This is a genomic window from Paraburkholderia sp. UCT31 (assembly GCF_014397655.1).
Classification (GTDB): Bacteria; Pseudomonadota; Gammaproteobacteria; order Burkholderiales; family Burkholderiaceae; genus Paraburkholderia; species Paraburkholderia tuberum.
This window is the reverse complement of record NZ_VZQP01000014.1, coordinates 115,361-128,414: the sequence shown is the minus strand read 5'-3', so window position 1 is coordinate 128,414 and position 13,054 is coordinate 115,361. Positions and strand designations below refer to the sequence as shown.

General features: G+C 64.4%; 11 protein-coding genes, 1 other RNA gene and 1 pseudogene. 8 read left to right on the top strand and 5 right to left on the bottom strand.

The features are described 5' to 3' along the window. Nucleotides 1-69: 69 nt before the first annotated feature. From F6X40_RS14535 to trxA, 5 genes and pseudogenes are all read right to left on the bottom strand, one after another. A complete protein-coding gene (locus tag F6X40_RS14535; protein WP_090804621.1) occupies nt 70-333 on the bottom strand; it encodes a type B 50S ribosomal protein L31 in 264 nt (87 codons plus the stop codon). A 180-nt stretch (nt 334-513) separates the two neighbouring features. Next, nucleotides 514-1,347 (bottom strand): zinc-dependent peptidase, encoded by an 834-nt coding sequence (locus F6X40_RS14530; protein WP_187628307.1) that lies wholly within the window; start codon nt 1,345-1,347, stop codon nt 514-516. 33 nt (nt 1,348-1,380) lie between these two features. Then, a pseudogene (locus F6X40_RS14525) lies at nt 1,381-2,004 on the bottom strand (MFS transporter); the annotation flags it as partial. Between the two features lie 150 nt (nt 2,005-2,154). Beyond that, a complete protein-coding gene (gene rho, locus F6X40_RS14520; protein ID WP_184028958.1) occupies nt 2,155-3,423 on the bottom strand; it encodes a transcription termination factor Rho in 1,269 nt (422 codons plus the stop codon). A gap of 281 nt (nt 3,424-3,704) precedes the next feature. Beyond that, entirely contained in the window at nt 3,705-4,031 is a 327-nt protein-coding gene (gene trxA / locus F6X40_RS14515; protein WP_013089343.1) for a thioredoxin TrxA, read from the bottom strand. A gap of 509 nt (nt 4,032-4,540) precedes the next feature. On the opposite strand from trxA, the gene ffs reads away from it, so the two are divergent. From ffs to F6X40_RS14475, 8 genes are all read left to right on the top strand, one after another. Then, nucleotides 4,541-4,639: signal recognition particle sRNA small type (gene ffs / locus F6X40_RS14510), an RNA gene on the top strand. Nucleotides 4,640-4,821: 182 nt separating this feature from the next. Then, nucleotides 4,822-7,383, top strand: coding sequence for a DNA polymerase III subunit gamma/tau (locus tag F6X40_RS14505; protein WP_187628306.1), 2,562 nt, complete (start codon nt 4,822-4,824; stop codon nt 7,381-7,383). Between the two features lie 73 nt (nt 7,384-7,456). Beyond that, nucleotides 7,457-7,783, top strand: coding sequence for a YbaB/EbfC family nucleoid-associated protein (locus tag F6X40_RS14500; RefSeq protein ID WP_008923976.1), 327 nt, complete (start codon nt 7,457-7,459; stop codon nt 7,781-7,783). Nucleotides 7,784-8,010: 227 nt separating this feature from the next. Further along, nucleotides 8,011-8,607: a recombination mediator RecR gene (recR, locus tag F6X40_RS14495; RefSeq protein ID WP_018418135.1), complete on the top strand. Its 597-nt coding sequence runs from the start codon at nt 8,011-8,013 to the stop codon at nt 8,605-8,607. A 108-nt stretch (nt 8,608-8,715) separates the two neighbouring features. Further along, the gene (locus F6X40_RS14490) at nt 8,716-9,957 is read left to right on the top strand and encodes a CaiB/BaiF CoA transferase family protein (RefSeq protein WP_090804628.1); all 1,242 of its coding nucleotides are present in this window, start codon (nt 8,716-8,718) and stop codon (nt 9,955-9,957) included. 160 nt (nt 9,958-10,117) lie between these two features. Continuing rightward, the gene (locus tag F6X40_RS14485; protein ID WP_187618782.1) at nt 10,118-11,155 is read left to right on the top strand and encodes an ABC transporter substrate-binding protein; all 1,038 of its coding nucleotides are present in this window, start codon (nt 10,118-10,120) and stop codon (nt 11,153-11,155) included. Nucleotides 11,156-11,282: 127 nt separating this feature from the next. Then, complete coding sequence (locus F6X40_RS14480; RefSeq protein WP_184003433.1) at nt 11,283-12,095, top strand: ABC transporter ATP-binding protein; 813 nt, start codon at nt 11,283-11,285, stop codon at nt 12,093-12,095. A 71-nt stretch (nt 12,096-12,166) separates the two neighbouring features. Continuing rightward, complete coding sequence (locus tag F6X40_RS14475) at nt 12,167-12,991, top strand: ABC transporter permease (protein ID WP_187628305.1); 825 nt, start codon at nt 12,167-12,169, stop codon at nt 12,989-12,991. Nucleotides 12,992-13,054 lie beyond the last annotated feature (63 nt).

The window sequence follows — 13,054 nt, the reverse complement described above, 5'->3', positions numbered from 1 at the left end:
AAAAAGGGCAGCTCGCGCTGCCCTTTCTGTTTGCTCCGTTGCCGGCCGGTAGCCGGCACCGTTGCGGTATTACTTTACTGCCTTGCCCGAAGCACGTGCGCCGAACTTCTTGTTGAACTTCTCGACGCGGCCGGCCGTGTCCATGATCTTTTGCTGGCCGGTGTAGAACGGATGCGATTCCGACGACACTTCGATCTTCGCGAGCGGATAGGTCTTGCCGTTGAATTCCGCGGTTTCGCGCGTCTGGATGGTCGAGCGCGTCACGAACCTGAAGTCGTTCGACATGTCGACGAACAGGACTTCGCGGTAATTCGGGTGAATGCCTTCTTTCATGGTCTTTCCTTTAATCTGGCGGTAGCCAACCCGCGTGCAGCCTCGAATGGGACTGCCTTCAGGCGCGAGCCACTTGCCTACGGTCGAAAAACCGCGATTATGCCAGAAAATCAGTCGCTTGGCGATTTTTCTGCCAGCGGATTCTCTTGCGGCGCAAGCGGCACCCACATTCGCGGCGTCTCAAAGGGGCGTGAACGTCAAACCGACGCGCGCTGGATCTTGCCGGTAGTAGCGCGCGAGCAGTCGGTACAGTTCCGGATACTCCGCCTCGAACGCTTGGGGCCGCACGAACAGCGCCTCGCTGCATACGGCAAAAAATTCCGACGGATGGTCCGCCGCATACGGATCGATCAGCGACTCGCGTTCGAAACGCGTCCAGCGTCGCTCGGGCACCGCGTCGACTTTCGCACAGAAGTGATCGTATGCATGGTCGAACACATCGGCCCATGCCTGCGCATCGAGCGGCGCGTGCCAGCGGCGCATCAGCGGCGGGTGGCCATCCGCTTCGCCGTTGAGCATGTCGATCTTGTGCGCGAACTCGTGGATCACGACGTTGTATGCGTCGCTGCCATCGGTCATCTGCGCGTCTTCCCACGACAGCACCACCGGGCCGCCTTCCCACGCCTCGCCGCTGGCGTCGTGTTCGATCTCGTGCACGACGCCATCTTCGTCCTCAATGGTCTTGCGGATCACGAACTCGCCCGGATAGACGATCACGCCGACCCAGCCGCGATACAGATCGAGGCTCAGGTTCAGCACCGGCAGGCACGCCTGCGCGGCGATGCCGACCGTCATCGCATCGGTCAGCTCGAGCTCGTGCGCGGTCGAGAACTCCTTCTGCGCGAGGAAGAGACTCGTCATCTCGCGCAGCCGCGCGAGATCGGGCGCTTCCAGATGCGTGAGAAAGGGTAGGCCGGCGAGTGTCGCCTGCCACAAGGAATCGTCGATCGCGTAGTCGCGCAGCGCGCGCTCGCGACGCCGTGCGCCCAGCCAGTTCGTGAGTTTCGACAGCATGCTTGGAGCCCACCTTCAGTCGATCTGTTTTTGCTACGCGGCGAACGGGCCGCCGCATATCGCGACGCCGATCAGAAAATAGAAACCGTCGAGCGACGCGAGCAAACTGGCCTGCTGCCCAATCGACCGGCTGATCGACGCGATCGCGAGCGCGTGCGCTTCGCTCGCCGCATGACCGGCGGCGGAGCCGCGCGCCAACGTCGCGAGCGTGTTCTGGTAGACCGGATTGTACGGATTCACGGACTCCGCGAGGCGACTTTGATGCAGCGCGAGCCGGTGCTGCTCGACGATGATCACCGAGGTGGTCGCGAAGGAGATGGTCAGCTGCCGGACGATGTTTTTCAGCCGGTAGCCGTGCGTGAACCCCTCCTCGATCAAGAAGATGCGGCACGTCAGATTCGCGACCGGCGGCACGATGAACAGCAACAGCAGGCCGCGCAGCAGCAGCGGCAGGGCGAGCGCCACCTCGCCGACGTCCGGTGACATGCGTGTCGTCCACCCGGCGGCGAACGCGGCCACCCCGAAGCCCGGCACGATGATCCACTGCTTGCGCGGCAGCAGCTTCGCAAAACGCAGATAGACGAACAGCGCGCTCGCCGAAATCAGCGACGTGGCGCCGACGAGCCGCCCGGTGTTCTCGACGGGGTAGCCGAGGCCCCTCCGAGAAACCGCGTGTACGTTCACGCTGATGTTGAGGCGGCGCATTGTCTCTGCGGACGACGGACGAAAAAAAACCGCTCGCAGGTTGCGAGCGGTTTTTCATGCGTTGCAGTTGCCGACTAATACGGCCAGCACGAACGTCGCGCGTTAGCTGCCGCCGCCACGACGCATCATGTCGAAGAACTCGGAATTGCTCTTCGTCTGGCGGATCTTGTCGAGCAGGAATTCCATCGACTCGACTTCGTCCATGTCGTGAATGAACTTGCGCAGTACCCAGATCTTCTGCAGCGCTTCGGGCTTGATCAGCAGCTCTTCGCGGCGCGTGCCCGACTTGTTCAGGTTGATTGACGGGTAGACGCGCTTCTCGGCGAGACGGCGCTCGAGGTGCACTTCCATGTTGCCGGTGCCCTTGAACTCTTCGTAGATCACATCGTCCATGCGGCTGCCGGTTTCGATCAGCGCCGTGCCGATGATGGTCAGCGATCCGCCTTCCTCGATGTTGCGCGCCGCGCCGAAGAACCGCTTCGGGCGCTGCAGCGCGTTCGCGTCGACACCGCCCGTCAGCACCTTGCCCGAGGCCGGGACCACCGTGTTGTAAGCGCGCGCGAGACGCGTGATCGAGTCGAGCAGAATCACGACGTCGTTCTTCATTTCGACGAGGCGCTTGGCCTTCTCGATCACCATTTCGGCGACCTGCACGTGACGCGCGGCGGGTTCGTCGAACGTTGAGGCGATCACTTCGCCGGCCACCGAACGCTGCATTTCCGTCACTTCCTCCGGACGCTCGTCGATCAGCAGCACGAACAGCACGACGTCGGGATGGTTCTGCTTGATCGCGTGCGCGATGTGCTGAAGCATCACGGTCTTGCCCGACTTCGGCGACGCGACGAGCAGGCCGCGTTGGCCCTTGCCGATCGGCGCGATCATGTCGATGATGCGGCCGGTCACGTTCTCTTCGCCACGCATTTCACGTTCGAGCAGCAGCACCTTGTTCGGGTGCAGCGGCGTCAGGTTTTCGAACATGATCTTGTGCTTCGAGGCCTCCGGCGGCTGGCCGTTGACCTTGTCCACCTTCACCAGCGCGAAATAGCGTTCGCCGTCTTTCGGCGTGCGCACTTCGCCTTCGATCGTGTCGCCCGTATGCAGGTTGAAGCGGCGGATTTGCGACGGGCTGATGTAGATGTCATCCGTGCTGGCGAGGTAGGAGGTTTCCGGCGAACGCAGGAAGCCGAAACCGTCCGGCAGCACTTCGAGGGTGCCGTCGCCGAAGATCGTGTCGCCCGCTCTGGCTCGTTTTTTTAGAATGGCGAACATCAATTCCTGCTTGCGCAGGCGGTTCGCGCTTTCGATCTCGAGGCCATTGGCCATCTCGATCAATTGGGACACGTGTAGAGTCTTAAGCTCGGATAAATGCATACGGAGAACCCGCAGGAGAAGGTGCGACGAAATGAAATCTGGGAGGAGGGTGAGCGGAACCGCTCAAAGACTTACACGTCTTTTCGACGTTTTGTGGATTCTAGCATAGCACACGCCAATTTAAGCCAGTGCGGCAGCGTGGCATCTTTGTTGCAAAGCGTGTTGCCGGCTGACAACACGCTTGACCGGCGGGCGCGGCGGTTTGCTCACCCGATGCGCCCGATTCTCCAACTGCCTGCGGCGCGCGATGGACCCGCGAGCGCCGCGGCGTACTGCTTGCTTTACAGGTTGCCGTCGAGGAACGCGGTGAGTTGCGACTTCGACAGAGCTCCGACCTTCTGAGCGGCAACGGCGCCGTTCTTGAACAGGATCAATGTGGGGATGCCGCGCACGCCAAACTTGACCGGCGTGGACTGATGCTCGTCGACATTGATCTTCGCGACTTGCAGGCGATCGGCGTAATCCTTCGCGACTTCGTCGAGGATCGGCGCGATCATCTTGCACGGACCGCACCATTCGGCCCAGAAATCGAGCAGCACGGGTTTATCGGATTTCACGACGTCCTGTTCGAACGATGCGTCGCTAATATGCTTGATTTGTTCGCTCATTTATGAATACCTCTCTCGGTTCGAGGCCCGCCTGAATTGCTCGCCACGATACGTCAAAAACTGGGGATACTTCCGTTCGCTTTGCCGCATCCAGAGCCTCGCCGCGCATGCCTGTGAAAATCAGAGGAACCGTCTGAAAAAACGCCGGATTTTCACGGAATGCGCGGAAAGAGTCGCGTATGCGGGTCTTTCAACTGGCAGTGTAGCTTAATTCGCTATGCGTTGCCGATGGCGATAGTACTCATCAACGCAGTGGGGCTAACAGGCCGCCGCCGCAGCGTCGGCCGGTTTCTGCGGCTCACGGCGACCGCGTTGCAATCTAAATGGTGTCGCGCGCGGCGAACTCAAGTGCCGCGCGTGGCGCGCGTCGCCGCGGTGGCCGGGAGGGTGTCTGGCGGCGTGCAGAAAGCGGCCGCAAACCGCGCGAAGCCGTTCGAAGCGGAGCGTCGTTCGCGTTTTGCTCGTGTCAACAGTCGCACAATGCGCGCGGCAATGATAGAATCCTTCGTGACGGGCCTCCTCGCATGGAGGGATGGTCAATCTGGTCAGGTCGGGAACGAAGCAGCCACAGCCGTTTTCCACCAGTGCCGAGGGTCGGGCTCGTCACCTTTCCTTGCTTTTTTCTCCGCGGCCGTTTTCACGGCTTCTGCGCAGTTTCTCCTCAGTCATTCCGAGCTTTTGTATTGATCGTTCGCCGTCTTCGGATGGAGCGTCGTCGTGGCCGTTTCGCGCATTTCACGCGTCTTCCCGAATCGGTTTTGCGCGCCATTGTTACTGATACAATTTCCGGATGACCTATCAAGTTCTCGCACGCAAATGGCGGCCGAAGGATTTCGCTTCGCTCGTCGGACAGGAGCACGTGGTGCGCGCGCTCACCCATGCGCTCGACGGCGGCCGTCTGCACCATGCCTATTTGTTTACAGGTACGCGCGGCGTCGGCAAGACCACGCTGTCGCGCATCTTCGCGAAGGCGCTCAATTGTGAGACCGGCGTGACGTCGACGCCGTGCGGCGTATGCCGTGCATGTCGCGAGATCGACGAAGGGCGCTTTGTCGATTACGTCGAAATGGACGCGGCGAGTAATCGTGGCGTCGATGAAATGGCCGCGCTGCTCGAGCGCGCGGTGTACGCGCCCGTCGATGCGCGCTTCAAGGTCTACATGATCGACGAAGTGCACATGCTGACGAACCACGCGTTCAACGCGATGCTGAAGACGCTCGAAGAGCCGCCGCCGCACGTCAAGTTCATCCTCGCGACCACCGATCCGCAGAAGATTCCGGTCACCGTGCTGTCGCGCTGTCTGCAGTTCAATCTGAAGCAGATGCCGGCCGGCCATATCGTGTCGCATCTCGAACGCATTCTCGGCGAAGAGAACGTGCCTCACGAGGCGCAGGCGTTGCGCCTGCTCGCGCGCGCGGCCGACGGTTCGATGCGCGACGCGCTATCGCTGACCGATCAGGCGATCGCCTATTCGGCGAACCAGGTCAGTGAAGACGCGGTGCGCGGCATGCTCGGCGCGCTCGACCAAAGCTATCTGATCCGCCTGCTCGACGCGCTCGCGCAGGGCGACGGCGCGGCGGTGCTGGCGGTCGCCGACGAGATGGCCTTGCGCAGCCTGTCGTTCTCGACGGCGCTGCAAGACCTGGCGAGCCTGCTGCATCGGATCGCGTGGGCGCAGTTCGCGCCTTCGTCGGTGCTCGACGAATGGCCGGAGGCGGCCGACTTGCGCCGTTTCGCCGACGCGTTGAGCGCCGAGCAGGTGCAACTGTTCTATCAGATCGCGACGATCGGCCGAAGCGAACTGGGCCTCGCACCCGACGAATACGCGGGCTTCACGATGACGCTGCTGCGCATGCTAGCGTTCGAGCCGGCGCCGACAGGCGGCGGTGGCGGAGCGGCGGGAGCCGCTGGCACGCAGAGCGGTGCGGGCGGAGCCGGCGCCGGTGCGCAGCGCTCGGGTGCACCGACGGTTGCCGCGCTGCGCGCGCTGTCACCGTCGTCCGCGACGGCCATGGCAACTGCTGCGCCCGTTCGTGGACCTCAGGTAGGCGTTGCCGGCGAGGAGCAGGGCGACGCGATGAAATCGACCGCGCCGACTGCAAAGCCGATCGCGAAGCCCGCAGCCGACTCCGCGCAATCTGAAGCAGCACCGCAATCGCCCAACGCCGAAGTCGCCCGCGTGACAGAAGCGCCTGCCATTACGGCACCCCCGCTGGCGCCGTGGGAAGACGCGCCCGCGAATGCCGTCGCCACGATCGCCAACTCCAGCGCGCCGGTCTCGAACGAAGTTTCCGACATCGCACCTTCGTCCGCACCGAGCGCGCGTGCAACTGCCGCGCCTGGTCGCGCGGAAGAGGCCACGTCACCGGAACCGAAAGCGCGGCCGGAATTGGCGGCGCCCGCTTCAATGGCGGCACCGGCGGCCGCAGCCGACTCCGTGCCGCGCCGCGCGGGCGGCGCCAGCGCCGCGCTCGACGTGCTGCGCAACGCCGGCATGAAAGTATCGTCCGACCGTGGCCGCGCTAACACGGACGTGTCCGCGAAGCCGGCCGCACCCGCCACACCGAAGCCGGCCGCACCGAAGCCGGCCGCACCGAAACCCGCCGCGCCGCGTGTGGTCGTGCCGGTGCCGACGCCCGGTGCGTCACGCCGCGTGTCGCAGGACACCGCCGCGCAGGCTGCGCCCGCTCGCGACGCAAACAGCGGCGCGAGCAGCAATGCGGAGCAGAACAGCCCGTCGATCCCACCATGGGACGACGTACCGCCCGACGACTACCTGCCGTTGTCGGCCGCGGACGACGCGTACTTCATTCCGCCAGACGACAACTTCGTGCCGGTGTTCGACCGCGGCCCCGACGACGTCCGCATGGACGGCGCGGCCGCGCCGGCGCCGGTCGCCGATACGCGCCCGCTGCCGCCTGCCGTGCCGCTCGATCCGCTAGGTTTCACCGGCGACTGGCCGGCGCTCGCCGTCGACCTGCCGCTGAAGGGCATCTCGTATCAGCTTGCGTTCAACAGCGAACTGATGGCGCTCGACGGCAGCACGCTGAAGCTCAACGTGCCGGTGCCGCAATACGCAGAAGCGTCGCAGGTCGCTAAACTGAAGGCAGCGCTCGTCGAGCGGCTCGGCCAGAACGTCGACGTGCAGGTCGAAGTCGGCCCGGCGCGCCGTACCGCCGCCGCGCACGACGCGAAGCTGCGCGCGCAGCGCCAGCAGGAAGCCGAGCGCGAGATCAGCGCCGATCCGTTTGTGCAGTCGCTGATCCGCGAGTTCGGCGCGAGCATCGTGCCGGGCTCGATCCGCCCGATTACCCCGGACGCCGCCCCGAACGGCGCGTCGCCGGCCCACTGATCCATCGTTCGCGGCGTCGTCGCGGCGCGGCGCCGGAATGCCAGATTCCACGCTATCTAGAAGGAGCACGTCCATGATGAAAGGCCAACTCGCCGGGCTGATGAAGCAAGCCCAGCAGATGCAGGAAAACATGAAGAAGATGCAGGAGCAACTCGCGCAGATCGAAGTCGAGGGGCAGTCGGGTGCCGGTCTCGTCAAGGTGACGATGACCTGCAAGAACGACGTGCGCCGCGTGTCGATCGACCCGAGCCTGCTCGCCGACGACAAGGACATGCTGGAAGATCTCGTCGCCGCCGCGTTCAACGACGCCGTGCGCAAGGCCGAGGCGACCGCGCAGGAAAAGATGGGCGGCATGACCGCCGGCCTGCCGCTGCCGCCGGGTTTCAAGCTGCCGTTCTGAACCTGTTCTGATTGAGAGAGGGCTGAAGCGGGTGAGCGCCGCGGCGATTGATTGCCGCGGTGCGAACGCAGACGCTCGCCGCCGCGCGCCGCGTGCAGGCTGGAAACATCGAACCTGCAGCCGTGCGTGAAAGCGTCGTCGCGGCGTGAAAACGCGGCCCGGTTCGAGCAACACCCCCGCATCCCAATTCGCCCACCCGAGCACCTCCCACGTCGACGCCGATCCGCATGAAACAACCTTCCGCCCTGTCGGCGCTCGTCGAAGCGCTGCGCGCGCTGCCCGGTGTCGGGCCGAAGTCCGCGCAGCGCATGGCGTATCACCTGATGCAGCACGATCGCGAAGGCGCCGAAAAGCTCGGGCGCTCGCTGTTGTTCGCGACCGAGCATCTGCGTCACTGCGAAAAGTGCAACACATTTACCGAAGCGCAGATCTGCGAGGTCTGCCTCGATGAGGAGCGCGATCCGTCGCTGCTGTGCGTCGTCGAAACGCCGGCCGACCAGATCATGCTCGAACAGACGATGACCTATCGCGGCCTCTATTTCGTGCTGATGGGGCGGTTGAGTCCGCTCGACGGCATCGGCCCGAAGGAAATCCATTTCGACCGGCTCGTGAAGCGCGCGTCGGATGGCGTCGTCAAGGAAGTCGTGCTGGCCACCAATTTCACCAACGAGGGCGAGGCTACCGCGCATTACCTCGGACAGACGCTGAAGGCGCGCGGCCTTGCCGTGACGCGTCTCGCGCGCGGCGTGCCGGTGGGCGGCGAGCTCGAGTATGTCGACGCGGGCACGATCGCGCGCGCGATGCTCGACCGTCGTTCGATGTAGCCACGCGGCTTTCGTTGGCCGCCGCCATATCCGTCCAGGCACGCATCGTCGCAAGTCGTTGCAAACCAGACAGACCGGGTACACAACGATGCAGAACCAGGGAGACTCATGAGCGCCACCCCCGAATCAGGCGCGAGCGCCGCACCGCATGACGCTTGCGGTCCGCTCGCCGGCGTCAAGGTGCTGGAACTCGGCACGCTGATCGCCGGGCCGTTCGCCGCGCGTTTTCTCGGCGAATTCGGCGCCGACGTCGTCAAGATCGAAGACCCCAAAGGCGGCGACCCGCTGCGCAAATGGCGCAAGCTGTACCCGGAAGTCGGCGGTACGTCGCTGTGGTGGGCCGTGCAGGCGCGCAACAAGAAGTCCGTCACGATCAACCTGAAAGCCGAAGAGGGCAAGGAGATCGTGCGGCGCCTCGCGAAAGAGGCCGATATCGTCGTCGAGAATTTCCGGCCCGGTCTGCTCGAAAAGCTCGGGCTCGGCTACGACGTGCTGTCCGCCGAGAACCCCGGCCTCGTGATGGTGCGTCTGTCGGGCTACGGCCAGACGGGCCCGTATCGCGACCGGCCCGGCTTCGGCGCGATCGCCGAGTCGATGGGCGGTCTGCGCCATATCACCGGCTATCCGGATCTGCCGCCGCCGCGCATCGGCATTTCGATCGGCGATTCGATCGCCGCGCTGCACGGTGTGATCGGCGCGCTGATGGCGCTGCATCACAAGCAGATGAATGGCGGCAAGGGGCAGGTCGTCGACGTCGCGCTGTACGAGGCCGTCTTCAACATGATGGAAAGCGTGGTGCCCGAATACGGCGTCTACGGCATGGTGCGCGAGCGTACCGGCGCGTCGCTGCCGGGCATCGTGCCGTCGAATACGTATCCGTGCCGCGACGGCAGCATCGTGATCGGCGGCAATAGCGATCCGATCTTCAGGCGCCTGATGATCGCGATCGAACGCGACGATCTCGCCAACGATCCGGCGCTCGCGCATAACGATGGCCGCGTGCTGCGCACGCAGGAAATCGACGCCGCGATCGGCGCGTGGCTGTCCACGCGCACGATCGACGAAGCGCTCGCGGTGCTGAACGCGGCCGACGTGCCGGTGGGCCGCATCTACAGCGTCGCCGATATGTTCACCGATCCGCAGTTCATCGCGCGGCAGATGATCCAGCGGTTCAAGTGGCAGGACGGCAAGGAAATCACGCTGCCCACGGTTACGCCGAAGCTGTCGGCGACGCCCGGTGAGACGCGCTGGCTGGGGCCAGAACTGGGTGAACATACCGATGAAGTCCTGCAATCGCTAGGTTATGATGCTGACGGCATCGCGCGGTTGCGGGCGCAACAGATCGTCTGATGCGCACAGCGCAACGCATGGAGAAAGGCGCGTAAAGCGCGGCGCTGACGCACGATTCGCGCCTTGCGACCGGCAGCCCCACACCGTGGCCAAGCGCTTGCGCAACGCGCACACGGGCGGTCAAAAAGCCGGACGACAAAAAATCTGGAGACAACGGACCATGCAACGCAGAACCTTCCTCGCCGGCGGTGCGGCGCTCGCGGGCGCCTCGCTCGCGGCCACGCCGTTCGCTTTCGCGCAGGGCAAGCCCGAGACCACCAAGGTCGCCATCGCGGTCGGCGGCAAGAACCTGTTCTACTACCTGCCGCTGACGATCGCCGAGCGCCGCAACTACTTCAGGGACGAAGGGCTCGAAGTCGAGATTTCCGACTTCGCGGGCGGCTCGCAGGCGTTGAAGGCGGCAGTCGGCGGAAGCGCCGACGTGGTCTCCGGCGCGTTCGAACACACGCTGCTGTTGCAGGCGCAAAAGCAGATGTTCCGCGAATTCGTGCTGCAGGGCCGCGCGCCGCAGATCGTGCTCGCGGTGTCGAAGAAGACGATGCCGAACTACAAGTCGATCGCCGATCTGAAGGGCAAGAAGATTGGCGTGACCGCGCCGGGTTCGTCGACGGCGATCATGGCGAGCTTCGTCCTCGCGAAAGCAGGGCTCAGTCCGAAGGACGTCGCGTTCATCGGCGTGGGCGCCGGTGCCGGCGCGATCGCCGCGCTGCAGTCCGGGCAGATCGACGCGATCGCCAATCTCGATCCGGTCGTCACGCGCCTCGAGCGCGCCGGCGACGTGCGCGTCGTGTCGGATACCCGCACGCTCACCGATACGCACATCGTGTTCGGCGGCGACATGCCGGCGGGCTGCCTGTACGCATCGCAGTCGTTCATCACGAAGAACCCGAACACCACGCAGGCGCTGACCAATGCGATGGTGCGCGCGCTCAAGTGGCTGCAGAACGCGAGCGGCAGCGAACTGATCAACACGGTGCCGGAGAGCTATCTGCTCGGCGACCGCGCGCTCTATCTCGACGCGTGGCAGCACGTGCGCGAAGCGATGTCGCCCGACGGCCTGATGCCCGCCGACGGTCCCGCGACGTCGCTGAAGACGCTGAAAGCGTTCGATCCGGTGATCCAGAACGCGCAGATCGATCTGTCGAAGACGTGGACCAACGACTTCGTGAAGAAGGCGCTCGCGACCGTCAAGGCCTAAACGACGCGGCGCGCGCACAGGCGCATCGAATGGGACGCGGACAGGGCGATTCGCCGTGTCCACAGCCGTCGCCCCAGCGTCGCCGCGACAACTCCCCGCTAACCCGATTCCCGAAGCGAGCCGTACGATGACCGTTGCTGCCCTGGCGCTCGAAAACATCACCTGCACGTTCGCCGCGCGTGACAACCGCGCACAGCGCTACACAGCAGTTAAGGACACGACGCTGCGTATCGAGCCCGGCGAGTTCGTGTCGGTCGTCGGGCCGACCGGCTGCGGCAAGTCCACGCTGCTGAACATCGGCGCGGGGCTGCTCCAGCCGTCGACGGGCGGCGTCAGCGTGTTCGGCGAAAAGCTCAGCGGCCTGAATCGCCGAGCGGGCTATATGTTCCAGGCAGATGCGCTGATGCCGTGGCGCTCGGCGCTCGACAACGTGATGGCCGGCCTGTCGTTTCACCGCGTGCCGGCCTCGGAAGCGCGCGCGAAGGCCGAAGAGTGGTTGAAGCGTGTCGGTCTCGGCGGCTTCGGCGACCGCTATCCGCATCAGCTGTCGGGCGGCATGCGCAAGCGCGTCGCGATGGCGCAGACGCTGATCCTCGACCCCGACATCATCCTCATGGACGAGCCGTTTTCCGCGCTGGATATTCAAACGCGGCAGCTGATGGAAAACGAGCTGCTCGATCTCTGGGCCGCGAAGCGCAAGGCCGTGCTGTTCATTACGCACGATCTCGACGAAGCGATCGCGATGTCGGACCGCGTGGTGGTACTGTCGGCCGGGCCTGCGACGCATCCGATCGGCGAGTTCCGGATCGATCTGCCGCGGCCGCGCGATGTCGCCGAAATCCGTTCGCATCCGCGCTTCGTCGAGTTGCATGCGCAGCTCTGGGGTGTGCTGCGCGACGAGGTGCTCAAGGGTTATCAGCAGCAACTGACCGCTGTTTAAATGTGCCGCGCATCCCCGCCTGCGCATCGAAAAGAAGACGTGTTCAATAATCGTCCAAGGCAAACCAAGTCATGTGGAAGACGTTGCGCCCGAGCCGGGCGAATCTGGTGATCTGGCAGTGGCTGCTGCTCGTGCTGTGCTTCGTGCTGTGGTACGTGCTGACGAGCCCGACGCTGATACCGCCGTTCTATTTCGACGATCCGAACAAGGCGGCGTTTTTCTTTGGCGAGCCGCAGAAAGTACTGCAGCGGATCTGGGAATGGTTCACGGGCGGCGAGATCTATCTGCATCTGTGGATCACGCTCGTCGAGACCGTGCTCGCGTTCGTCTTTGGCACCGCGATCGGGCTCGGCGTCGGCCTGTGGCTCGCGCTCGCGCCGACCGCGAGCGCGCTGTTCGATCCGTACGTGAAGGCCGCGAACTCGATGCCGCGCGTGATTCTCGCGCCGATCTTCGGCGTGTGGTTCGGCCTCGGCATCTGGTCGAAGGTCGCACTCGGCGTCACGCTGGTGTTCTTCATCGTGTTCTTCAACGTCTACCAGGGCGTGAAGGAAGTGAGCCCGGTCGTGCTCGCGAACGCACGCATGCTCGGCGCGAACCGCAAACAGCTGCTGCGTTTCGTCTATCTGCCGAGCGCGATGAGCTGGGTGTTTTCGAGCCTGCATACGTCGGTGGGGCTTGCGTTCGTCGGCTCGGTGGTGGGCGAGTATCTGGGCTCGGCGCGCGGCGTCGGCTATCTGATCCTGCAGGCCGAGGGCACCTTCGATATCAACACGGTGTTCGCGGGGATTCTGGTGTTGACCGCGTTCGCGCTGATTCTCGATGCGATCGTCGGGACCGCGGAGCGGCGTTTGATGAAGTGGCAGCCGCGCACCGGGGATACCGAGAAGTTGTGAACGTGGATCGCAAGCGGCGCGGCGGCCGAAATCGCAGTCGGCCGCCGCGCCGTTTTTGATGCT